A 23,837-nucleotide genomic window follows, 5' to 3' on the forward strand; every position below is an offset into this window, starting at 1 on the left:
CGCCTGAAACTCAGGCGGGTTTGTTTTATAATATAAGATAAAAAAGGAGCAATCATGTGCAGCCATTCACAGAAAAAGTTATAAAAATCATTAATAACATCCCAAGAGGAAAAGTCATGACATATGGGCAAATCGCAAGGCTGGCCGGGAGCCCCCGAGGAGCAAGACAGGTGGTCCGGATTCTTCATACCCAAAGTGAAAAGCATCAGCTTCCGTGGCATCGGGTTGTGAATGGGAAAGGGGAAATTGGGTTTAAAGACGGAGATTTGCATGACATGCAGAGAGAACTATTAGAAAATGAGGGGATTCACTTTAATATAAATAAAAGACTTGATTTGCAGGAATTTGTCCACGAATCATCTCAGCAAATATAAAGAAGCGTGCATCCACTCGGAAGTCACGCTTCTATATAATCATAAGTACCTATTTTGTCTTTGATGCATATTCCTCAATCATCTCAATTGTTACATACTTTCTTGCAGGTATAATTCCCTGTTTAGAAAGTTCATTGATTTCAGCAGTTACTTCATTTATCTTATCCGCAGAAAATGGAAGTCCTCGCCTGCATAAATCCAATGCTTGCTCAATATAGTATTCGCGCTGCTGTTCCAGGGCAGCAAATTTCGTTATAATCTTATTCTGCTTTCCTACATGTTCTGATATTGCTTTATGTACACTCATACTTTCCACCCCTTAAAAAATTCACCTGCTTTTATCATACCATTTTCTAATAGCATTTTAAGAATAAATATTCTTAGCAGCATAATATTTATTTTAGAAAGAAATAGGAAATAATATCCAGTCCTCATAACTTTTAAAGTGGAGAATAAAATAGTTAAGTAAATCAAAAATTGATTCTTTTTCCTCATTATGGAAATAAAGGAAACACACCTTTCTAAGAAGAAAAGGTTAAGAAACAAAAATGGAAGGTGGCTTAATACGTATGAAAAAAAGTGTAAAAATAAATATCAGTTTATTGCTGGTATTTATGCTGGCACTTATTCCTTTTGCTCAACCCGAATCGCCTAAAGTCCAGGCAACGGAAGAAGGCAGCGAACTTGTACAGCAGTTGAACCAAATGATTAATAATGATCCAATTCTTCGGGGAGGACTTGCAGGAGTCAGTATCCGCAATGCAGAGACAGGCGAGCTTGTATACGACCATATCGGGGATATACGTTTAAGACCTGCTTCTAATATGAAACTCCTAACAGCCGCTTCGGCTCTTGAAACATTGGGAGAAAATTATCAGTTCACAACAGAACTTCTTCACACAGGATCAATAAATGGGAAGACACTTCAAGGTGACTTGATCTTAAAGGGAAAAGGAGACCCAACCCTTTTAAAAAAGGATTTTGATTCATTTGCCGTTAAAGTAAAAGAAGCAGGCATCAAAGTTATTCATGGCAGCCTGATAGGTGATGACACGTGGTATGATGATGTACGCTATTCAACCGATCTATCATGGAGCGATGAATCATGGTATTATGGCGGACAAGTCTCGGCACTTACTGCCTCCCCAAATGAGGACTATGACGCGGGCACAGTAATTGTAGAGGTTTATCCCGGAGAAAAAGCCGGGCAGGAACCGATTGTAAAAATGGTGCCGGAAACAGATTACATAAAAATCGTCAATAAGGCTAAAACCGTCTCTAAAGACGAAAAGAAGGATATCCATATTGAAAGAGATCACGGAACGAACACAGTTACAATTGAAGGAGAAATTCCACTTGAAGGCAGCCGTTCAAGGGAATGGATTGCTGTATGGGAGCCTACTGGCTACGCATTGGATCTATTGAAGCGTTCTCTTGCTGAACAAGGCATTAAAATCAAAGGGAAAACAGAAGCAGGCCCTGTCCCAGAAGGCGCAAAACTATTTGCTGAGCATAAATCCATGCCTATCAAAGATTTGCTCATACCATTTATGAAATTAAGCAATAATGGCCATGCAGAAACATTAATCAAGGAAATGGGCAAAGTTTCCAAAGGAGAAGGCAGCTGGGAAAAAGGGCTTGAGGTATTAGATGAACAAGCAGAAGCCTTTGGAATGAATCAGGAAACTCTCGTGCTCCGGGACGGTTCCGGAATCTCACATGTAAACTTAATTCCGGCAAATGAAATCTCAAAACTTCTTTTCGAAGTCCAGGACGAAGAATGGTTCAGCTCCTATTTGAACTCATTGCCGATTGCCGGCAACACAGACCGGATGGTGGGAGGAACTCTTAGAAATCGCATGAAAAACACCAATGCCGCCGGGAATGTCAAAGCAAAAACAGGTTCAATCTCAACAGTCAGTTCATTATCAGGATATGTTAAGACGTCCAGCGGGGAAGAGCTTATCTTTTCTATTATTCTGAATAACTTAACTGATGGCGGTCAAGGTAAGGTTATTGAAGATAAAATTGCCACGTTATTAGCCAATCAATAAAATGAATAGAAAAGCGGAAGGCGCCCGCCTATCGGCTTATGGCCTCAAGCTCTTAGGAGCCCAACACTAGACAAGCTTAGACCCGAGAGCAGAGACAGTTATCTTACTTTAGAATATGTACATTTTTAGCCATTAAGAAAAGGGCAGGATGCCATCACCGGTATACCTGCCCCTTTTCTGTCTTATTCTGCTTTTGCTGCCTGAATTTGCAGGTCAATTTTCACTTTATCTCCAACAAGAACTCCGCCAGTTTCAAGGGCAGAATTCCAGGTTAAGCCGTAGTCACTTCGTTTGATTGCTCCAGCAGCAGTAAAGCCGACTTTTTCATTGCCCCATGGATCTTTGCCTGATCCTTCATATGTCACAGTAAAGGTTTCTGTTTTTGTTGCACCATGAATAGTAAGATCGCCTGTAACATCATATTCATCATCACCCTTGCTTACAATGCTTGTTGATTTAAAGGTCATTTTCGGATGGTTCTCAACATCAAAGAAGTCCGCAGAACGCAGGTGATTGTCACGATCTTCATTGCGTGTATCAACACTTGAAAGTGAAACATTGAATGTAAGATCAGCAGTTGTTAAATCTGCAGGATCTGCAATTATTTCTGCATCAAAGCTATTAAAGCTGCCTTTCACGTTTGCAATCATCATATGCTTGATAGAAAAATCCACACTGCTGTGTGCAGGGTCAACTGCCCATTTTGTTTTAGCCATAATTTTCTCCTCCAATAGTTCGAATTCACTTGTTTTGAATTCAAGATATTTTAATTCTAGATAAATTATATGCCGGTTTAAGTTTTATGTCAATGATATTTTTTCAAAAGATGGTAAAATGAAGACTACTTAAATTATCAATTTCATACATAACCTAAGTCATAATTATTACATTACGGTTTAGTGATGTTTAAAGGGGAACGGACCATGAATCAGCTTGAACAGATTTACAATAATGCTGCAGAGCATACCAAAATAAAAATCCTGGAGGATGCCGAACGCTATCTGGGCAGTAAAGAGTCGATGCCCTCCTATAAGGAATATCTTTCTGAAAGATTTCATTATATTGATCAAATCTGGGTAAATGTATGGCTGAATAAAATCACTGCTAAAATTTCCAAGCATGAAAAAAAGAAATATCTAAGTGAAAAAGGGTACGACACAGAAAATGTTGACAGGAAAATAATCAATCACCTCTTCCGGACTGAAATGAGGGATTATCAGCCATTTAACAGTTTGGACTGGCTTAATGACGTATTTGAAAGCAATAATGAAGCCTGGGCTGAGCTCTATGAGACTGCACGGGCTCATTATCTGCAAAAAACAGAAGAGGAGCGGCTTCAGCGAAAGAAGTATCGCATCCGCGAAGAGATTGAAAAGAATATTGATGAAATTATTGAAAGAGATTATAGCCTTCTTTATCTTCATGTCAGACATATGGCTTCAAAGCAGCTGGCTTCCGATTTTAGAAACAAGATAAGATATCAAAAAGTGGATACCTTTGCTCTAGAGGAAAAGCTTGATGAGACAGGCAGGTTTGAGGCAGGTGATTATACTGTAATGGGGGAATTCTTTGATGAGCTGACAGGAAATATTCATAAAGCATCTTATGGGGGCAAAGGCTATTTTGAATATGAAGCCTATTACTATGTCTATAAGAACCATATATCAGGATTTCTGTCCGATTCTCTGCAATCGCTCGTCCTGCAGAACCTTCCGCATCATTTATTCGAGGAATATGAAGACGCTTATCAGAAACCGCTGACAGGTAAGTCGGTGAAGAAGTTAATGGCCCATACACTTCAGGATCTTGATGAAAGCTTTTTTGACAGCATTCAGGAGGAATATATTGAAGATCTGCTTAGCTTAGCGGATATACCGTTTGACCCTGTAGTCCATAAAGATCTGCTCGAGAAGGACATTGCTGACAGGGAAAGAAAAATAGCAGAAGAATTAGCTGAGCAGCAGAGGAAGAAAGAAGAAGAGGAACGCATCCTCGAATATATATTCGGGCAGGAATACAGCCCTTCTGTGGAACGGGCCAAAAGGTATGTACTTCATATTGGTGAAACTAATACAGGGAAGACACATCATGCCCTTGAAGGAATGAAATCAGCCCAAAGCGGCATGTATCTGGCACCTTTAAGGCTATTGGCACTCGAAGTATATGATAAACTGAACCGCGAAGGTATACCGTGTTCTTTGAAAACCGGTGAAGAGGAAAAGGCAGTTTCCGGTTCTGAGCATCTTTCAAGCACCGTAGAAATGTTCTACGAAAAGGACTATTACGACGTCATTGTCATTGATGAAGCCCAAATGATCACGGATAAGGACAGAGGCTTTTCCTGGTATAAAGCAATTACCAAGGCAAATGCCAATGAAGTCCATATCATTGGCAGCCGCAGCGCTAAAAGCATGATGCTCCAGCTTCTTGGCGAAGCAGATATTGAACTGAATGAATACAGCCGGGATATTCCTCTTGAAGTCGAAGCAAAGGAATTCAAATTCAGTCATGTACGAAAAGGCGATGCACTCATCTGTTTTTCAAGGAAGAGAGTACTTGAAACTGCCTCAAGACTTCAGCAGGAAGGCCACTCAGTAAGCATGATTTATGGAGCGATGCCTCCTGAAACCAGAAAAAAACAAGTCCAGCGTTTTATAAAGGGAGAAACTTCCGTCATCGTATCCACTGATGCCATTGGGATGGGACTCAACCTGCCTATCCGCAGAATTGTTTTTTTGGAAAATGATAAGTTTGATGGAACGAAAAGGAGAACCCTTACTTCACAGGAAGTTAAGCAAATTGCTGGAAGGGCAGGACGAAAAGGGCTTTACAACATTGGGAAAGTTGCTTTTACAAAAGATATTAAAAGAATGAAGGCCTTGCTTGAAATGGAGGATGCCCCGGTCCACAGCTTTGCCATAGCCCCAACAAATACAGTATTTGAAAGATTCCAAAGGTATTACCGCGATCTCGGATCATTCTTTGAGCTGTGGGATAAGTTTGAGAGCCCCAGAGGAACCAAAAAAGCGGCATTAACAGAGGAGAGAGACCTATATGAAAGGATACGCGGCACAGAAATTGAAGCAAAGCTTGGCCTAATGGACCTATATGGTTTTCTCCATCTGCCATTTTCAAAAAAAGAACATGATCTTGTCCGTCAATGGGAAGAAACCATGTATGCCATTATTGATGGGGAGGAGCTTCCCGAGCCGAGAATCAAGAACCGGAATCTGGAAGAGCTGGAATTGACTTATAAAGCAATAGGCCTGCATTTGCTGTTCCTGTATCGTCTTGAGCAGAGAACAGAAGCGTTATACTGGGAAAGATTAAGGGAAGAAATCAGCGACCATGTTCACGAAAGACTAAAAACCGATATTAAAGAGCTCTCAAGAAAATGCAGAAAATGCGGCAAAAAACTGCCCTGGGAACACGAATATCAAATCTGTGATGAATGTCATTCTTCACGTTCAAGGAGAAGGTACCATTACTACAGAAGGTAATATCCCTTTTTGAGAAGAGGAAGATTTATTATTTACTTGGCATCTGGAAATTAATCAAATTCATGAATTTTACCCGTCCATTCCGAATAGATATTCATGGAAAACAACTATGAAAGTCTTAAAGGGGCGGTAAAAATGGTAAGCTGCACACATCAGGCGGAAGTAAACATACCGATTAAGGCAATATGGAACTTTGTCAGTGATATTGGAAATTGGGCACCCTTAGTGCCCGGTTATATTGCACATGAGGTACTAAGTGACAGAGAATCAACCTGGAGCTTTAAAAGCGATATGGGGATTATTAAGAAAAAAATTGAATTAAAAGTGGATATTACGAGCTGGCAGGAGCCGACAAAGGTTACGTTTCATTTAACAGGACTTAATGAGAAGTTTACAGGACATGGATATTTTCTTGCGGAAAAAGGAAGGAATAATATAAACATCATGACTGGGTCACTTGAAATATCAGCAGAGGGAATGATGGCTAAAGTGGCCAATTCATTACTTAATACTGCTCTTCCGGAAATTACTGCTGAACTGACAGAGGCTGTCGCATCAAAAGCCGAACAGGAATATAGGGAACATGCAGGCGTTTAGTTTGCATCTCAATGAAAAGAACTCATCAACTTGAGTTCTTTTTATTTCGTATATCGATTAGCATAGCTGGAGGCTACGAATGCTTCCGGCTTTATTTTTGGCTCGAGGCCGATTGATTCGATTCTGGAGACCATTTCCTTCACAAATTCTCTCGTTTTATTTCTCTTGCCTGATCCTATGTCCATATGTCCTTCCATGGAGAACGAGCCGCCTTTGTAAATGAATGGAAGAACGATATCAAACATTTTGTCTTTGTACTCCTCTGTAAACAGAGAGACCACTTCTTCTGTCAGCGAGGTTTCATAGGAAATTCTCTCATGAAGATGCAGCATTTTCCTGGGGATTACTGTTTTTCGAATACATGCCCAGGCGCCTTTTCGCTCGTTTTGAATAACAATTCCGGTAATAAAAACTGTGCGATTGCAATGGACCTGTGAGTCTGTTCCGATCATCAGTCTGAAATTCCCATCGGGATTTCGCTTCATAAAGAGTAAGATACGGTTGAATACCTGTTCAAAAGTCAAATTCCTTTCCTGGAGATTTTGAAATTTATATTCAGCACTCACCTATTATCACCACATTAAGTATTTTGTCTCGGAGTATCACTCTTCCACAACCTTTAACTTAAAATGTAATCCTTTTTACTACCATTATATTGAGTGGCCCTGAACAAGTTGTTTATTTTTTTGAAAAAATTGCTTTTGCCGCGGGTGAAAGGAAAATGAATGGGATTCGGCAGATTGATAAAAGCTATGGTAAAAGGAGGAGCTCTTATGAACAAAACACTCATTTTTATTCTTAAATTAGCATCAAGCTTGATTGCTTTTGCCATAGCACTTGATTTATTCTTCGATGCCGCTTTTGCAGATATTGTTTCTTTCAGTCTTCTGGTAACAGTGATGTCCTATTTGCTCGGTGACCGCATCATACTTCCGAGGCTGGGGAACCGGAATGCCCTTATTGCTGATTTCTTCCTGGTTTATGCATCTGTATGGGTGTTTGGGAGTGTGCTGCTTAACAGTTACCTGCAAATCGCATGGGGAAGCATCATAGCTGCAGGAATTATCACCCTTTCCGAGGTGTTTGTCCACCGCTATATACTCAAAACCGCAGCATCCAATCACCAGAATAACCGCAAGGAAGCCGCCTTGAACCCCCGCCTAGCTTATGGAATGGAAATGGCGGAGGAGAAAGAGCCGACACGGGATTGGGATTAAAAATCACAAAACAGAAAAACCCAATGCGGGCTCACCGGCCTGCTTGGGTTTTTCTGATTCTTTCATAAGAATACTCTTGCTATTTTGCCATCAAACACCCAATATTAATAAGGTGAATTTTTTAAAAAGATAAAGAATGAAAGTAGGGTTTTACTTGCAGGATTTTTTAACACTTGGCATTTCAAAAAAACGAACCGAGCTTTTGCTTAAGGCTGGCATCGGGCATCCTACCCCCATCCAGGAGAAAGCCATTCCCGCTTTAATGGAGGGCAGGGATATCATTGCCCAGGCTCAGACCGGAACAGGAAAGACATTTGCATTTATCCTGCCGATTCTTGAAAAGCTGGAGCCAGCCTCATCCCATATACAAACGCTGATTGTAACACCCACAAGAGAATTAGCCCTGCAGATCACAGGGGAAGTTCAAAAACTGACTGCTGCTGATAATATAGAGGTTTTAGCTGTGTATGGCGGCCAGGATGTAGACAAGCAGCTGAACAAACTTAAGAAAAATGTCCAAATTGTTGTTGGAACACCCGGACGGCTGCTCGACCATATTAAAAGAAAAACAATTGATTTATCAAAAACTGATTTTTTAGTTTTGGATGAAGCCGATCAAATGCTTCATATAGGTTTTTTGGATGAAGTGGAGGATATTATTAAAGAGACTCCAGGCAGCAGGCAGACCATGCTTTTCTCAGCCACTATTCCAGCAGAAATAAAAAAACTGGCAAGAAAACACCTGAAAGAACCACAGTATATTCAAGTCGAAAAAACTCAGGGGCCGGCAGATTCAGTTAAGCAAATCGCGATACATACGATCGATCGGGCTAAGCAGGCAACACTCATGCAAATGATTCAAACTCACAGACCCTTTTTAGCCGTTATCTTTTGCCGGACCAAACGCAGAGTAAGCAAGCTTTATGAAGCATTAAAATCAAATGGTTTTCATTGTGATCAGCTTCACGGAGATTTATCCCAGTCCAAAAGGGAACAAGTAATGAAACGTTTCAGGGATGCAGAAATACAGCTATTGGTTGCTACAGATGTAGCAGCAAGGGGACTTGATGTAGAAGGTGTCACACATGTATTTAATTATGATATTCCACTGGATCCTGAAAGCTATGTTCACCGCATCGGAAGAACGGGAAGGGCCGGCATGAAGGGGATGGCAATCACTTTTTATTCATCTGCAGACAAACCGCTCCTTGAAGCAATTGAAAAAGGGCTGAACATTACAATTTCCAAGCAGAACCTTGGCAATAGCCAGGAAAGGCAAAAGCCTTCCAGGTCATCAGAAAAAAACTCTCAATTGCAAAAAAAACCAGTTTCACCTGGAAGAAAGAAAGATGTTAATCGGAAAGATGCAGACAGAAAAAAGAATGAAGACAAAACTTCCCCAACAAAGAGCAGAAAAGGGAAAAGTAAAAAATCAAAACCATTGAATTCAGCTGGTAATGTAAACCGGAGCAAGTCACAATCAAAAAAGAAGGCTTCAGCGCCTAAATCTGTTAGCAACAAGTCAAAAAGACGCGGAAGGTAACCATAATTAAAAGGAGGAGCGAAATGTTAAAAGAACGGATTGAAAATCATCTCAAGGAACCAGGAAACGAAATATACAAAGAAGAAAAAGAATTTGCTGAAAAGCATCAGCTCTTATCAAATGCTGAATCTTTAATAATCAAAAATCCTGAAACCCGCTTTACAACTGCTTATATAGAGAGAGGAAACAAAGAAACAGAAGAAGTGCTCTCACAGGAGACGCCCGATTTTTTAAAACAGCCTATCGATTATTTTGTGAAAAATATTAAAGAGTTTATGTACCTTGAGTCTGAATGGTTTGGGATTATTGGTGCTGACGCCATCTCATTTGAATTCGATGACCTGTTCCGAACCTATGATGTCATGCTTGGACTAAAACTGCCTAAAAAGAAAGCAGAAGCAATTAGGTCTTATTTGAAAAGTACCTTACAAGGTGATTCAGCAACATTTGATTTAATGTTTAACCAGCAAGATGGGTTATGGGAGCTCAACTTTGCTTTGGATGACTTAGAGGGCTTTAAAGAGGATATGACCATAAACGATGCTTACAATTTAATATACAGATATCTATTCCTGCTGGCAGAAACAATTGAGGAAGTGAACTAAAAAAGCGGTTCAATCGAACTGCTTTTTTTATTTATTTTTTTATGGATATTTCTATTTAAAATTCTGCATGATAAAGATGGTTAATAAAAAAGGAGGAATCGAAATGGAAAATCAGCCTAACCAAATGCATCAAAATATGCATACTGGAAATATACCTCAGCAGCTCAATCATGGAGCACATGAAGTTCTTGATGTTCATGAGGTTTTATCAGGTGCAGTCGGCACCTTAAACACATACTCACTATTGCGTCAGCACGTACAAGATCAGGAACTGGCAAGTATAATGGACCGCCAATATCAATTTGTGCAAGAGGAATACAATACTACACTGGAATGCTTCCAGACAGGCAAAGATCCTTCTAAGCCAACACAGAGCTATAAAATGAACCAGAATAATGATTTTATTTATGGTTTAAAGTCTTCTCAGCCAAAAAAACCAATTCAATCTGTCTCCGAAATGAATGAAGAAACAGTTTCCGGCTGCCTTCTGGGAGCATTAAAATCGGCCGCTTCCATGAAAACAATGGCTGCACTCGAAACAACAAATCCAGTTGTTCGGAGAGTACTGGCTGATTCAGTCCCAAATTGCATTGAGATGGCTTATGAACTTTCGATTTATCAAAACAAACATCATTATTACCAGGTACCTCAGTTTACACAGCAGGATATGCAGCAAATGTTAAATGCATATGCATATGCACCTGCACAGGGGCAAATGCCAGCTCAAGGGCAAATGCCAAACCCTAATATTCCACATTAAAAGAGAGCCCCTTGGTAATATGCCAAGGGGCTCTTACATTCTTTTTCATATGCGGTTATTTAAAGGTCTCATCCGATAATGGAGAGCCAGCAGCTGTATGCTGATTCATCCAATCAAGAGATACTCTGGAAACAGTCTGCCAATCCGGAATCTTATCTTTATTTTTCTCAATCCAGCTCATTGCAAATTGGGAATCAATGCCTTTTTCCTCACATTGGCTTAAAAAATCCAGTACGGCTGATTGATTGAATTGATCCCAGCCTCCACACATATTCTGCCAAATCTGCTCAATTGAAGCTTGTATGGGTGAATCGATATCTGTTTTGCCGAGTTGATTATGGCTGCGCATACAAAACTCTCCTTTTTAATTAATATCAATTTCATTATGTCCTACGAAAATAGAAGTCATGTGTGAGGCAAAATAATCCTATAAAATAAAAATTTTTTTCGGGGAAAACATAAGAATTATAGTCTGTTTATAGGATCTCATCCTAATTTTTGTCCAAACCATGACATTTATCATGGTTTGGACATGACACTCATGTCTACAAAACCTTCTGAAAACCCTTTATCATAAGGTTAACGTCATGAAGAAGGGAATTAAAAAATGACTTCTAAACAAAAACAACTCAACTTAAAAAAACAAATGTCACCCTATGAAAAATCCGATTTAACACGCAGCATCATGCAGCTGGTCAATACTCTGGGACCTTTTTTCCTGCTGTGGTTCCTTGCTTATAAGAGCCTGAGCTTTTCTTACCTGCTGACACTTGGCATATCTGTCATTGCAGCAGGCTTTCTGGTCAGGATCTTCATCATTTTCCATGATTGCTGCCACCATTCCTTTTTCAAAAATCGCAAAGCAAACAAAGTCATCGGCACAATCACAGGGATACTTACCATTTTCCCTTATCACCAGTGGCAGCATGACCACAATGTTCACCATGCAACAAGCGGTAATCTGGACAAGCGTGGTACAGGAGATATCTGGACACTGACAGTGAAGGAATACCAGGATGCGTCTTGGTCGACACGTGCAGCCTATCGCATCTACCGCAATCCGTTCGTCATGTTAGGGCTTGGCCCGATTTATGTATTTTTGTTAAAAAACCGATTTAACAGAAAAGGGGCAAGAAAGAATGAACGCATCAATACTTATCTTACAAACGCGGCCATCGCTGGTTTGTATGCGTTCATGTGCTGGGCCATCGGATGGGAAGCATTCCTGATGGTGCAGGGACCTATCTTTTTGATTTCCGGAGCAGCCGGGATTTGGCTTTTCTATGTACAGCATACATTCGAAGACTCATATTTTGAAGAAGATGATAAGTGGGAGTATGTAAAAGCGGCAGTAGAAGGAAGCTCTTTTTACAAGCTTCCAAAAGTACTTCAGTGGCTGACCGGGAACATCGGGTTCCATCATATTCATCACTTAAGCCCGCGAGTGCCTAACTATAATCTCGAAAGCGCACATTATAATACAGCTGAGCTTCAGAATGTACCGACGATTACTCTTTCGACCAGCCTGAAGTCACTTCGATTCCGCTTATGGGATGAAGATGCTCAGGACTTTACTGGATATGGAGCAGCCAAGCAGTCTTCCCTCAGCAAAAAACAGAGCAGAGCGAAAACGGCATCTGTGAAGCCATAAACTAATCCTATAATCTACTGAAGAACAGCTCCTTTGTGATATGATAGCAAAGGAGCTGTTTCAATATTTCACGAACAAAAAGAGGGTACCTCACATGTTTAAAAAGTATTTCACCACATTGAAAAGTTCAGGCACTTCTCCTTATATATGGAGTGTATTCAGCATTTTGCCGTTTTATTTCATCTTTAGATCCACCTCTAAAATCGCCATAGCCGTAGGAATTATCCTGACCATTTTATTTTTTATATCTTTGCGTTTTGCCTTTATATCGCGGAAGTGGCCTGTCTATCTATGGACTGGCATCTTAATCAGCATATCGATTACGATGACCATTCTGTTTTCGTTTATTTATTTTGCTTTTTATATTGCTTATTACAATGGCCATATCAAAAACAGGATTGCATTTTTAACGTTATATGTTATCCATCTGGTTGCAACCACCATCTCAATAAACATTAATTTTGTCACACAAGAGCCATTATTTCTCGAGCAGATACCTTTTATCATTATCATCTGGATCAGTGTTATTTTGCTTCCTTTTAACATTCACAATAGGAAAAAGCAGGAAAAGCTTGAGGAACAGCTCGAAGATGCCAATAAAAGGATCGCAGAGCTTGTCAAACAGGAAGAAAGGCAGCGGATTGCCCGTGATCTTCATGATACACTCGGCCAAAAATTGTCTCTTATCGGGTTAAAAAGCGATCTGGCCAGGAAACTCATCAGCAAGGATCCTGACCAGGCAAAGGAAGAGCTTGTAGACGTTCAGCAAACGGCCAGAACAGCATTAAACGAAGTAAGAAAAATGGTCTCTCAGATGAGGGGAATCAGGCTGAAGGAAGAAATTATTCTTGTTAAGCAAATCTTAAAGGCCGCCTCTATCGAATTCATCGGGGAAGAAGATATTAAATTAAAGAATGTGTCACTCTTCCTTGAGAATATTCTAAGCATGTGCATGAAAGAAGCTGTGACAAATGTGGTAAAACACAGTAATGCAACAGAATGCCGCATCAGCATTGAACAAACCTGGAATGAAGTTAGCATTACTGTCCAGGATAACGGAGTGGGCATTAATCCCTCAACAGATATCGGCAGGGGGTCAGGACTGCTTGGATTAGGAGAGCGGCTCGACTTTGTCAATGGAAGCCTGGATATTGAATCTAAAAATGGAACAACGATTACAATGAAGGTGCCAACAGTCGTGAAGGAAACAAATAAGGAGGAAAAGGCATGATTAAAATCGTCATAGCTGAAGACCAGCGGATGGTGCTTGGTGCTTTAGGATCCCTGCTAAATCTCGAAGACGATATGGAGGTCATTGGCAAAGCATCGAATGGCAAGGAAGCCATATCTCTTGTCCAAACGCTCAAACCGGATGTTTGCATCATGGATATTGAAATGCCGGAAAAAAGCGGCTTGGAAGCGGCAGAAGAATTGAAAGGCATGGGATGCAAAGTTATTATTCTTACAACCTTTGCAAGGTCAGGCTATTTTCAGCGTGCCCTTAAGGCTGGTGTAAGAGGATACTTATTAAAAGACAGCCCAAGTGAGGAGCTGGCCAGCTCAATCAGAAACGTCATCGAAGGAAAGCGCATCTATGCACCTGAATTGATGGATGATGTATATGGAGAAGAAAATCCGCTGACAGACCGTGAAAAAGAGGTGCTTGAGCTGATTGCTGACGGCAAGAACACCAGGGAAATTGCCGACCAGCTCAGCATTAAAACAGGAACCGTCCGTAACTATATATCTGCTATCCTTGACAAGCTGGAAGTTACGAACAGAATTGAAGCTATTACCCAGTCCAAGGAGAAGGGCTGGTTTAAATAAAAGTGTTTCCAGCATAAAAGGACAGCAGCCAAATCCAGGCTTAGCTGTCCTTTTTCATTTTCTTTAATTCTTCCATAACGACAAAGGCCAAATCATCATTCCCGAACAATGATAGAACACCAAGCAATGTCTCATCAGGCACATCGCCCGCTTCTTCTTTTGGAACTGTCAGCTCCAGCGCTTCCTGCAGTGAAATATTTTTCCTTTGATCCGGATATGCCTTTAAATAGATTTCCTCAGGATCTAAATTGTGATTAATGCACCACTGGGCAAAAACGAGGATCATCATTTTTTCTTCGCCCTGATAGTTTTGAATAATTCTTTCTTCGAGCTCTTTGCTGTTCATCATCATAAATCTCCTTATGTATTTATATATTGATTATAGATTTAAATCCAAGATTTTTCATCTGGTTGACATTTCTTTTGCAAATAGAATTTTCAGTAATTCGAATTAATTCTAAATTTATCGTTAATTCATATTGACAATTAAATAGGAGAATATCATAATATTAGAAAAACTTATAAAAACTTTAGCAGATAACTGCACTACTGCCTTGAAGTAGAAAAGAGCGAAAGGCAACCTTTACAAAAACAGCATATGAGTCTTATTACAATGACTGTAAGCAGCTGTTTAACATCCATATTGGTTGTTGCCGGGAAGCAAGCCCTTTCGTCCACGCTCGGAGGATGACTGGGCGTTTTTATTTATCCTCTATTAAGAGCAGCAGGAAAAGCAGGCATTAGGTTTTTAAATCATCTACAGATAGGGAGTTTTGACAATGACTGAATTTAAAATTGAAATCAATCGCACACCTGAGAAAAAACAAAAACCTGCATTTGATAACCTGGTGTTCGGAAAGAATTTTACGGATCATATGTTTGAAATGGATTTTACTGCGGGCAGAGGATGGCATGATCCGAGGATTGTACCTTACCAGCCGCTTTCACTTGATCCCGCTGCAATGATTTTCCATTATGGGCAGAGTGTCTTCGAAGGGTTAAAAGCTTATCTTACAATCGATAATGAGGTATTGCTGTTCAGGCCGGAAAAGAATATGGAGAGACTGAATCAATCCAACTCCAGGTTATGCATTCCTGAAGTTGATGAAGAGCTTGCTCTGTATGCCTTAAAAGAATTAATTTCAATCGATCGGGACTGGATTCCCAATGTAGAAGGCACTTCACTGTACATCCGCCCATTTGTCATTTCAACTGAGCCATACCTTGGAGTGGCCCCATCAAAGAGATACAAATTCATCATTATCCTTTCTCCAGTAGGCGCCTACTATAAGGAAGGCATCAACCCTGTTAAAATTGCTGTTCAAAACGAATATGTCCGTGCAGTAAAAGGGGGAACAGGCACTGCTAAAACCGGAGGAAACTATGCAGCGAGTCTGAAAGCACAGGAGCTTGCCAGCTTAACAGGATATTCGCAAGTTCTATGGCTTGACGGAAAAGAAAATAAATATATTGAAGAAGTGGGAAGCATGAACATTTTCTTCAAAATCAACGGTGAAGTTGTAACACCTGAGCTTAATGGAAGCATCTTAGAAGGAATCACCAGAAACTCTGTACTCGAGTTACTGAAATACTGGAATATTCCAGTGTCAGAGCGCAGAATCTCCATTGAAGAAATCTACCAGGCACATGCGGATGGCCAGCTTGAAGAAGCATTTGGAACAGGCACCGCTGCAGTTATCTCTCCAATTGGCGAATTTTTCTGGGACAACAAGAAAATTGAAATCGGCGGAGGCATCACCGGAGAATTATCTAAGAAAATCTATGATACTTTGACAGGCATCCAAAAAGGAACCGCGCCAGACCCGTTTGGATGGAGTGTAAAAGTGGAAAAGAAAGAGGCAGCAGGTATTAAGTAATCCTTAATGCGGGCAAGGATCGGCATAATAAAGCCGATCCTTTTTCTATTTTAGGCATGAAAATCTGATAAAACGGGAAAATATAGAAAGAACCTACTATGGAGAGGAGATATAAAATGGACAAGATAGAAGTTGGAGAAGTTTTTACAATCAGTGATGAAAATGATCAGGAAATGGAAGTGGAGGTCCTCGCATCTGCAGAGGTTGATGGCAATCAATATGCTGCTGTCAGCTTCGTAGATGATCTTGAGGAAGACACAGAAGAAGATATCGACGTGTTCTTCTTAAAACTTGATGAAGACGGCGACTTTACACCCATTGAAAGCGACGAAGAATTTAACAAAGTCTCAGCCGTTTTCGAGGAAATGATAAACGAGGAATAGAAGAGAAGGAATGATTCCTTCTCTTTTTTTACATAGGAAAATGCTTAAGCTTCCATTCTTCAGAGAACGGAATTTCTCAAATATTAAAGGGGCAAATCTTAAAAAAGGACTGAAACAGCAGGTGATACAATGAAAATATTATGCATCGATGGCGGTGGAATACGCGGTGTCTTTGCTGTCAGTATTTTAAAAGCTCTTGAAGAGGAACTGAATCTGCAAGCAGGCGACTATTTTGATATGATTGCAGGCACAAGCACCGGATCGATAATTGCCTCTTCAGTGATTCTGAAGAAAGAGATGAGCGAGGTCTTGAAAGGATACGAGTCATTCGGTAAAAAGATTTTTGTAAAACAGGCAAAGGTTGGCCTCTTTAAAAGTGTATACAGTGATAAGTACCTGCGGCGTTTTATCCGAAAAGCTTTTGGCGAAACGGAGCTTTCCGATATCAAAAAGCCGCTTTTAATTCCTGCTGTTGATGTGACCCATGGCAAGCCATTTATCCACCGTTCCAATTACGGCAGTACTGGAAATGATAGTTTATCAATGAAGCTTTGGGACGCAGTCCTATCCTCCTGTTCAGCACCTGTGTATTTCCCTCCGAATAACATCAGCAACAGTTATTTATCGATAGACGGAGGGCTTTGGGCGAATAATCCATCACTCGTTTGCATTACGGAGGCGATGCATCACTTCAAGGAGGAACTGCAAAATATTAAAATACTTTCCCTTGGAACCGGTCTTCAAAAAATTGACTTTACGATTGACCATAATAAATACTGGGGTGTAAAACATTGGCTGCCTTTCCAGCTCCCGTCCATGAAAGTGACGCCAAAGCTTTTGGACCTGGCCCTTCATTTATCTTCCGAATCTGTTACCTACCATTGCAAGCATCTGCTCGGAGAAAATTACTTGCGCATAAATGAAGAACTGGGTGAAGAAATGCCATTTGATGAAATAAAGTTTGTGGAGGAATTGGTTATGCTTGGAGAGAAGGTCTATCAGGACCGGCGGGAAGAGATAATGCAATTTATACTATCGTGACTTGAAATCCGTAAAAAAGAGCAAGGGTGAAACCCATGCTCTTTTTCTCATTTAATATTTTTCAAGGAATAATACTTCACGGGTTCTTCTGTATTTTGGAGAGCTTCAGCAATCGTTCCCATAAGGCTGTATGGCCCTTTGGCGTCATGGCCAACTTCCCAGATCATCATTCCGCCGAATCCGTGATTGAGAGCCAGGGCTGTTTTCTTTTTCATCGTATTCGCACCATTGTAGTAGTAGTCGGTGCCATTTAAGCTGATCCTATCTTTTGCTGCGTTTTCAGGATTATCATTTATGACTGCATTATATGATACGGGCTTAATGGCAGGATCTGCTGGCTGAGCATAAAGCGGAACCCCCAGAACCAGCTTATCTTTTGGAATACCCTGTGAATCAAATAGCTGTCCCCAATAGTTTACGATATTCTCTGTAAAGGAGTAGGGAGAAAGATTAGCAGCATTGTAACCGCCATCCCACTGGCCATCGTAAGCCATAATATTTACATAATCAACCTTCATGAACATTGCAGGCTCATATACGACATATCCCGTCTCTGTCCCGGTTACACTATGAATTTTGGCATGAACCGCAACAGACAGCACTTTCCCGTTTGCATGAAGCACTTCGCTAAGCTTATTGATAAAGACAGCCAGGTATTTTGCATCCTCTTTGGAGCGCGGATGCTCAAAATCAATGTCAATGCCATCAAGGTTTTCGTTTTGAGCCAGCCCCGCCAGTTCTTTTACCAGCCTATCTCTCGAGGAGTCATCAGCTATGGCTTGTTTAAAATAATCATAAGATTCCCCGCCATTGATATGAAACCATCCCCCTACAGCAAGTATGGCCTTTACATCTTGCTCGTGTGCATTTCTTACCACACTTCTCAGATTATTCAGGGCTGAATCACCATTTAAAGAAATGCTTCCGTCCTTCTCAGGATGTGCGAAAGAAAATAGGATATGAGACAGATTTGAATAATCGATCGATTTTGGATCACGGTAGTCCTGGACATAACCCATCAGCACTTTTTCGGGAACCTCCGAAAGCTCCGGGATTTCTTTTTTGACCGGAAGTTTGCTGGATTGTGAAACCGGCACAGGCTGTTTTAAAGACGGGGTCTGATCCGTGTTGTTTGTATAGTAAATGCCTGCAGCGAATCCGCTGGAAAAAATAAGAACAATCAATATCAGCATTTGGTGTATTCTTTTCACAAATAGTAAACCTCCATCATTCAATCCTTTAAAAGTGTATCAAAAAAGAGAACAAGGAGGGGGTGGTAATTTATTGCATGCATTCCATTCTTAAATCATACAATAAACTTTCAATAAAAATATGATTCTCATCACATCCCAAACTTTTCCCCCATGGTACATTCCTTATAAGCAATATAAACAGCCTTGAAAAAGATTGATATAGGAGGAAATGTACAGTGAGCGAATTGATTAATAACCGTGAACATCAGGGCCATCACAACAGTCCTGTTCAGAACTATGAAGGCAAAACTGTTCATCTGAAGCCTGAAGAACAGCCCGGACACCCCATACATACATTTATCCGGGAGAATAGGGCAATTGATAAGCATCTGAGGGAAAAGGTAAAAGTCCATCTCGAGGCGTTCATCCAGGAGGATAACGTGGAAAATGCTTATAAACTATTAGAAGACTGTATCCTGCTGCTTGATCTTGATAAGCATTACAGCCGGAAGGAAAATCTGCTTTTCCCATACCTGGAGAAGTACGGAATCTATGGTCCAACAAATAATATGTGGAGCATCGATGACTTTATTAGGGATGGCATCAAGGATGCCAAGAACCTGCTCAGCCATTACAATGGGGACAAGCAAAAGGTCATCAATGCCGTGCGTTTCATTTTCAATGAAATTAGCGCCATGATTTACAGGGAGGAAAATATCCTTTTCCCCATGGCTTTAAAGAATCTTACAGAAGATGAATGGGTTAAGATTGCCCGTGAAAGCGACGAAATTGGCTTCTGTCTGACCGGCCCTGAAGAAGTATGGAGGCCCGAACGCAAAGGGATTGACGGGAAAGCAATATCAGAAGGCTATATCAAAATGGAAACTGGCATTTTATCCTTAAAACAGCTGGAACTATTATTCAATCATTTGCCTGTCGATATCACATTCATTGATCATGAAGACACAGTCCGCTATTTCTCTCACGGAAAGGAAAGAATCTTTGCCAGAACCAAAGCTGTGATCGGGCGAACTGTGCAGAATTGCCATCCGCCCCGGAGTGTCCATGCTGTGGAAGAATTGCTGAAGGATTTCAAGGCAGGCCGAAAAGACTCTGAAGATTTCTGGATAAAATTCAGAGATAAATATGTTTATATCCGTTATTTTGCTGTAAGGGATGAAAACGGAAGCTATGCAGGAACCCTTGAATTCACACAAAATATCAGTCCAATCCAGGAAATCGAGGGTGAAAAAAGAATCCTTTCATAATCATAAAAAAGCTAAGAGCGTCCGGGCTCTTAGCTTTTTTTGATTTTTGAAGGATTATTAATCTTATATAACACGGGTTCTTCTATAATGAATTCCTCGTCACAGTCTTTGCCTTTAGGCAATTTCTTTTTAACAATTTTTCCATCAAATTCAAGGCCTTCCCCTGGCTGAAGTTCAAATTTCTTCAGAGTTTTTGAGTGGGAGCACCAGCCAAGTCCCACTTCTACCGGTTCATTCTCTTGGATAACAACATCTTCCAGGACGATTACTTCATCATTATCTTCATTGAAATGGTTCCAGCTCAAGGCAAATTGTTTTACTTTAGCAGTAAAGTGGACCTTTTCTGCAGGCGGTTCCAATGCTGGCTGTTTTTCCTTCTTGGCTTTTTTTGCAGAAGGCATTGTCTTATTGCTGTTTTCAGACGGACTCTTAGTAACGTCTTCAGACTTCTCACTGGCTTTTTTGGGAGCATCCTTTTCAGAAGGAGCAGAGGAGGTGTCCGCAAAATCAGCAGAAAGTGCTTTTCCAAAGCTTGGGGACTGCATCTCTTTAAGATAAGCCGGGTGTATGCAGCTCAGATTTCCGTCCTGAAATTCGATTATGATTGTATAATAATCACCAGACTCACCGTATGCCTGATAACCTTTCACGGTTACAAGGCGCTGCTGTGATTTTTCTTTATACCAGAATTCCTTCTTAACTTCCCTTGTAGTTGATAATCCCCATTCCCTGACTTTTTCTTCATAATGGGCATCATCCTGAAAAGTTTCAAAATTCCCCACTGGAGGAAAATAGGCCGTATTGTTTGGGTCTTCAATATGAGGCAGAGTTATTGCCAATCCGTCCACATCCTTTCAAGATTATTTTAATGGCCGTTCGTGATAAAATCAAAAATGTGGAAGGGTTTTTCCGAAAACTTTTGAATATAGTTAATAAATGAATGACAGTTTTGCGGTAAAGGAGTCTATATGATGAAGACATTCAAAAACAGAAATGATGTTCCGTTAAATGAAAAATGGAATCTTGAAGACATTTATTCAAGTTTGGAAAAATGGGACGAAGATTACCAGAGGATTGAACAATTAGCTGATAAACTGAAGACCTATGATGGACAGATTCATGATGGTTATTCCCTTTATCAATATCTCGAGCAAAAAGAAAAACTTTCTTACATATTTAATAAGCTCTATGCATATGCGATGCTGAAAACAGATGAAGACACACGGGTCACTGATTCGCAGGCATTTGTGGACAGGGCAAAGCAATTAAGCGTTAAAATCAGTTCATCCACTTCTTTTTTTATGCCTTTTCTTTTAAGTCTGGATGAAGAAGCCCTAAAAAGCTATATTGCTGAGGAAAAGGGCTTGAAATATTTTGAGGAAGACCTGCTCGAATCCTTCCGCTATAAGCCGCATGTCCTTAATAAAGACAAGGAAGAAATTTTGTCCCGCCTTGGCGAAGCACTTTCGGTTCCCAGTCATACATTTGGAATGATGAATAATGCTGATATAAAGTTTGGCGATGTAACAAAAGACGATGGCGAAAAGGTTGAACTGACACGCGGCATGTATGCCAAAATTATGGAAGAGGAAGACCGGGAAAAGAGAAAAGAAGCGTATAAGGCCTATTACCAGCCGTATGTGCAGCTAAAGAATTCCATTGCTTCCACCCTTTCTGCTGCGATAAAAAACAATGTGAGCATGGCCAACATCCGGAATTATCCTTCAGCCCTTGAAAAAGGATTATTTGGAGATAAGGTACCAAAGGAAGTATATGTAAATCTTATTGAGACAACTAAAAAAAATATTGGGGCAATGCATCAATATACCAGGATCCGCAAGAAACAGTTAGGCCTTGACGAGCTGCGGCAATATGATTTGAGTGTTCCATTAGCAGAGGGTGTAAAACCTGATATATCGTACGAAGAAGCTTATGAAACGATGTGTAAAGCATTGGAGCCTCTTGGAGAGGATTATATTAATATTCTCAAGGAGTTTAAGTCAGGGCGTTATATTGATGTGCGGGAAACTCCAGGGAAGCGGTCAGGGGCGTATAACCTGGGCATCTATGGCGTTCATCCTTATATCCTGCTGAATCACCGTGATGATCTGGACAGCCTTTTTACACTTGCTCATGAATGCGGACATGGGGTCCACAGCAAGCTGAGCTCACAGCACCAGCCGCAGATTACCGCCCGTTATAGCATCTTTGTAGCGGAAGTGGCTTCAACAGTGAACGAAGTGCTGTTGATTCATTATTTGCTGAACAGGGAAAAGGATAAACAAGTCCGCAGACATCTCCTTAATCATTTTATTGATCAGTTTAAAGGAACCTTCTTCACCCAAGTCATGTTTGCTGAGTTTGAGATGAAAACGCATGAATTAGCAGAAAAGGGAGAGCCGCTTAACGCTGAAGTTTTCAGCGGAATCTATGAACGCTTATTCCGCGAATATAATGGGGATGAAATAGTCTTTGATGAAGAGGTGAAATTCGGCTGGGCAAGGATCCCTCATTTTTACCGTCCATTTTATGTTTATAAGTACGCTACCGGATTTGCGTCTGCCATTCATCTGGCAGCGAAAATTCTTGAAGGGGACAAAGAAACGCTGAATAGCTATCTTGAGTTCTTAAAAAGCGGAAGTTCCGATTACCCGCTTGAGCTGTTAAAGAAAACCGGAGTGGATCTGACTTCCCCATATCCAATTGAAAACTCCCTTCGGAAATTCAGAGATCTTGTAGAAGAATTCGGTAACCAATAGAAGGACCTGGCCTGTTTCTTGACTTAGGGAACAGGCTTTTTTCCTGCATAATTAAAAGAACAGCTTGCTGAATACAATTAATGGACAGGATGAAATATTCCTGCAATAATTGATGCAAACTTAATTTAAAACGAAGATAGTGCAAATATAATTGTGAAGGATGAAAGGATGAAAGTACTTCTGGCAAGCCCAAATTTTCACCAGGCAAGAGGAAATACGGTTACCGTTCAGCGTATTGCTGATGGACTTAATAAACTGGGCATCGAGACTAAAATCATTAATATCACAGACGATCGCGAATTAACTTGCCTGCCAAAAGCTGATATCGTGCATGGCTTTAACGCTTACAGGTTTGGCGAATTTATTAAAGGGCTTGGTAAAAGGCCTGAAAGATATGTTGTAACCATGACTGGCACAGACTTAAATATCGATCTTTATGATCCGGTAAAAAAAGCCGTTGTTTTTGAAACCATCCTCCATGCCGAAGCTATACACGTATTTGATGAAGAAGCCAAGCTGGTACTGGCAAAAGAATTTCCCGAGGCAAGAGATAAAATCAGTGTTATCCATCAGGGCACTGTAATATTTCCTGAACCTGGAGGCGATTATAAAAAGGAACCTGGCACTTTTTTATTTTTGCTGCCGGCAGGGATCCGCAAGGTAAAAAATATCCCTTTTGCCATAGAAAAGCTTAAAATGATTTACGAAAAAAATCCCGAGATCCGCCTTTGGGTGGCGGGCCCTATTATTGAAGAAGAAGAAGGATATATTGTAAAGTCCCTTGCAGAAGAGAATAAAGAGTGGATTCAATATCTTGGGCAAATCCCCCATCATCATATGGGAGAGCTATACAGGCAAGCTGATGCCGTATTGAATACATCCCATTCTGAAGGCCAGCCTGCAGCTCTTTTAGAAGCTATGGAATATCGCCTTCCAGTACTTGCAGCCAATAACCTGGGCAACCGAAATATCATTGACCATCAGGAAACCGGATTAATCTATACTAATCCGGTCGAATTTCTTGATTATGCAGACAAACTAGTGAATAATTACGAGTTGAGGATAAAATTGGGGCGGGCTGCCAAATTCTATGTTGAGTGCAGCCATTCTTCGGAATATGAAGCTAAAACACTTCAAAAAATTTACAAAACAATTTTAGAAAAGTCCCCAAGTAAATAATGAATAGGC

At 40.6% G+C, this 23,837-nt stretch carries 24 protein-coding genes; 17 read left to right on the forward strand and 7 right to left on the reverse strand.

Going from position 1 to position 23,837, the window contains the following annotated elements; genetic code table 11:
* The first annotated feature begins 56 nt into the window (after positions 1-56).
* The gene (locus QUF73_05310; GenBank protein ID MDM5225623.1) at positions 57-374 is read left to right on the forward strand and encodes an MGMT family protein; all 318 of its coding nucleotides are present in this window, start codon (positions 57-59) and stop codon (positions 372-374) included.
* A gap of 49 nt (positions 375-423) precedes the next feature.
* Here the strand turns inward: QUF73_05310 and QUF73_05315 are convergent, their stop codons facing one another.
* Positions 424-681, reverse strand: coding sequence for a YpbS family protein (locus QUF73_05315; GenBank protein MDM5225624.1), 258 nt, complete (start codon positions 679-681; stop codon positions 424-426).
* A gap of 262 nt (positions 682-943) precedes the next feature.
* On the opposite strand from QUF73_05315, the gene dacB reads away from it, so the two are divergent.
* On the forward strand, positions 944-2,428 hold the full coding sequence (dacB, locus tag QUF73_05320) for a D-alanyl-D-alanine carboxypeptidase/D-alanyl-D-alanine-endopeptidase (GenBank protein ID MDM5225625.1): 1,485 nt from the start codon (positions 944-946) through the stop codon (positions 2,426-2,428).
* Between the two features lie 182 nt (positions 2,429-2,610).
* On the opposite strand, the gene QUF73_05325 is transcribed toward dacB, so the two are convergent.
* Complete coding sequence (locus tag QUF73_05325; GenBank protein ID MDM5225626.1) at positions 2,611-3,144, reverse strand: YceI family protein; 534 nt, start codon at positions 3,142-3,144, stop codon at positions 2,611-2,613.
* Between the two features lie 207 nt (positions 3,145-3,351).
* Between QUF73_05325 and QUF73_05330 the strand changes: the two genes are divergently transcribed.
* Together QUF73_05330 and QUF73_05335 are read left to right on the forward strand one after the other, a co-directional pair.
* Positions 3,352-5,928 (forward strand): DEAD/DEAH box helicase, encoded by a 2,577-nt coding sequence (locus QUF73_05330; GenBank protein MDM5225627.1) that lies wholly within the window; start codon positions 3,352-3,354, stop codon positions 5,926-5,928.
* Between the two features lie 135 nt (positions 5,929-6,063).
* Positions 6,064-6,525, forward strand: a complete 462-nt coding sequence (locus tag QUF73_05335; protein ID MDM5225628.1) for an SRPBCC family protein — start codon at positions 6,064-6,066, stop codon at positions 6,523-6,525.
* A 41-nt stretch (positions 6,526-6,566) separates the two neighbouring features.
* Here QUF73_05335 and QUF73_05340 read toward each other — a convergent pair whose 3' ends face one another.
* Positions 6,567-7,091: a ribonuclease H-like YkuK family protein gene (locus QUF73_05340; protein ID MDM5225629.1), complete on the reverse strand. Its 525-nt coding sequence runs from the start codon at positions 7,089-7,091 to the stop codon at positions 6,567-6,569.
* A 207-nt stretch (positions 7,092-7,298) separates the two neighbouring features.
* Between QUF73_05340 and QUF73_05345 the strand changes: the two genes are divergently transcribed.
* The 4 genes from QUF73_05345 (at position 7,299) to QUF73_05360 (ending at position 10,650) form a co-directional block, all read left to right on the forward strand.
* Positions 7,299-7,742 carry a YndM family protein gene (locus tag QUF73_05345; protein MDM5225630.1) on the forward strand — a complete coding sequence of 148 codons (444 nt, stop codon included), beginning with the start codon at positions 7,299-7,301 and terminating at the stop codon, positions 7,740-7,742.
* A gap of 136 nt (positions 7,743-7,878) precedes the next feature.
* The gene (locus tag QUF73_05350; protein ID MDM5225631.1) at positions 7,879-9,285 is read left to right on the forward strand and encodes a DEAD/DEAH box helicase; all 1,407 of its coding nucleotides are present in this window, start codon (positions 7,879-7,881) and stop codon (positions 9,283-9,285) included.
* 23 nt (positions 9,286-9,308) lie between these two features.
* Positions 9,309-9,890 (forward strand): branched-chain amino acid aminotransferase, encoded by a 582-nt coding sequence (locus tag QUF73_05355; GenBank protein ID MDM5225632.1) that lies wholly within the window; start codon positions 9,309-9,311, stop codon positions 9,888-9,890.
* A 103-nt stretch (positions 9,891-9,993) separates the two neighbouring features.
* Entirely contained in the window at positions 9,994-10,650 is a 657-nt protein-coding gene (locus QUF73_05360; GenBank protein ID MDM5225633.1) for a spore coat protein, read from the forward strand.
* A gap of 55 nt (positions 10,651-10,705) precedes the next feature.
* Here the strand turns inward: QUF73_05360 and QUF73_05365 are convergent, their stop codons facing one another.
* On the reverse strand, positions 10,706-10,999 hold the full coding sequence (locus QUF73_05365; GenBank protein ID MDM5225634.1) for a hypothetical protein: 294 nt from the start codon (positions 10,997-10,999) through the stop codon (positions 10,706-10,708).
* Between the two features lie 258 nt (positions 11,000-11,257).
* Between QUF73_05365 and QUF73_05370 the strand changes: the two genes are divergently transcribed.
* The 3 genes from QUF73_05370 (at position 11,258) to QUF73_05380 (ending at position 14,128) form a co-directional block, all read left to right on the forward strand.
* The gene (locus QUF73_05370) at positions 11,258-12,301 is read left to right on the forward strand and encodes a fatty acid desaturase (protein MDM5225635.1); all 1,044 of its coding nucleotides are present in this window, start codon (positions 11,258-11,260) and stop codon (positions 12,299-12,301) included.
* 94 nt (positions 12,302-12,395) lie between these two features.
* Complete coding sequence (locus tag QUF73_05375; protein ID MDM5225636.1) at positions 12,396-13,532, forward strand: sensor histidine kinase; 1,137 nt, start codon at positions 12,396-12,398, stop codon at positions 13,530-13,532.
* On the forward strand, positions 13,529-14,128 hold the full coding sequence (locus QUF73_05380; GenBank protein ID MDM5225637.1) for a response regulator transcription factor: 600 nt from the start codon (positions 13,529-13,531) through the stop codon (positions 14,126-14,128). The genes QUF73_05375 and QUF73_05380 overlap by 4 nt, the downstream gene beginning before the upstream one ends.
* Before the next feature lie 40 nt (positions 14,129-14,168).
* Here QUF73_05380 and QUF73_05385 read toward each other — a convergent pair whose 3' ends face one another.
* A complete protein-coding gene (locus QUF73_05385; GenBank protein ID MDM5225638.1) occupies positions 14,169-14,474 on the reverse strand; it encodes a hypothetical protein in 306 nt (101 codons plus the stop codon).
* 433 nt (positions 14,475-14,907) lie between these two features.
* Here QUF73_05385 and QUF73_05390 point away from each other — a divergent pair, with 433 nt between their 5' ends.
* The 3 genes from QUF73_05390 (at position 14,908) to QUF73_05400 (ending at position 17,429) form a co-directional block, all read left to right on the forward strand.
* The gene (locus tag QUF73_05390; GenBank protein ID MDM5225639.1) at positions 14,908-16,005 is read left to right on the forward strand and encodes a branched-chain amino acid aminotransferase; all 1,098 of its coding nucleotides are present in this window, start codon (positions 14,908-14,910) and stop codon (positions 16,003-16,005) included.
* Positions 16,006-16,121: 116 nt separating this feature from the next.
* The gene (locus tag QUF73_05395; GenBank protein MDM5225640.1) at positions 16,122-16,388 is read left to right on the forward strand and encodes a DUF1292 domain-containing protein; all 267 of its coding nucleotides are present in this window, start codon (positions 16,122-16,124) and stop codon (positions 16,386-16,388) included.
* A 129-nt stretch (positions 16,389-16,517) separates the two neighbouring features.
* The gene (locus QUF73_05400; GenBank protein MDM5225641.1) at positions 16,518-17,429 is read left to right on the forward strand and encodes a CBASS cGAMP-activated phospholipase; all 912 of its coding nucleotides are present in this window, start codon (positions 16,518-16,520) and stop codon (positions 17,427-17,429) included.
* 47 nt (positions 17,430-17,476) lie between these two features.
* Here the strand turns inward: QUF73_05400 and QUF73_05405 are convergent, their stop codons facing one another.
* Complete coding sequence (locus QUF73_05405) at positions 17,477-18,640, reverse strand: glycosyl hydrolase family 18 protein (protein MDM5225642.1); 1,164 nt, start codon at positions 18,638-18,640, stop codon at positions 17,477-17,479.
* A gap of 218 nt (positions 18,641-18,858) precedes the next feature.
* On the opposite strand from QUF73_05405, the gene QUF73_05410 reads away from it, so the two are divergent.
* Complete coding sequence (locus tag QUF73_05410; protein ID MDM5225643.1) at positions 18,859-19,890, forward strand: DUF438 domain-containing protein; 1,032 nt, start codon at positions 18,859-18,861, stop codon at positions 19,888-19,890.
* Positions 19,891-19,919: 29 nt separating this feature from the next.
* Here the strand turns inward: QUF73_05410 and QUF73_05415 are convergent, their stop codons facing one another.
* Positions 19,920-20,729 (reverse strand): hypothetical protein, encoded by an 810-nt coding sequence (locus QUF73_05415; protein ID MDM5225644.1) that lies wholly within the window; start codon positions 20,727-20,729, stop codon positions 19,920-19,922.
* A 132-nt stretch (positions 20,730-20,861) separates the two neighbouring features.
* Between QUF73_05415 and pepF the strand changes: the two genes are divergently transcribed.
* Both pepF and QUF73_05425 read left to right on the forward strand, forming a co-directional pair.
* Positions 20,862-22,649, forward strand: coding sequence for an oligoendopeptidase F (gene pepF / locus QUF73_05420; GenBank protein ID MDM5225645.1), 1,788 nt, complete (start codon positions 20,862-20,864; stop codon positions 22,647-22,649).
* 168 nt (positions 22,650-22,817) lie between these two features.
* A complete protein-coding gene (locus QUF73_05425) occupies positions 22,818-23,828 on the forward strand; it encodes a glycosyltransferase (GenBank protein ID MDM5225646.1) in 1,011 nt (336 codons plus the stop codon).
* Positions 23,829-23,837 lie beyond the last annotated feature (9 nt).

It is taken from the genome of Cytobacillus sp. NJ13 (assembly GCA_030348385.1).
Classification (GTDB): Bacteria; Bacillota; Bacilli; order Bacillales; family Cytobacillaceae; genus Cytobacillus.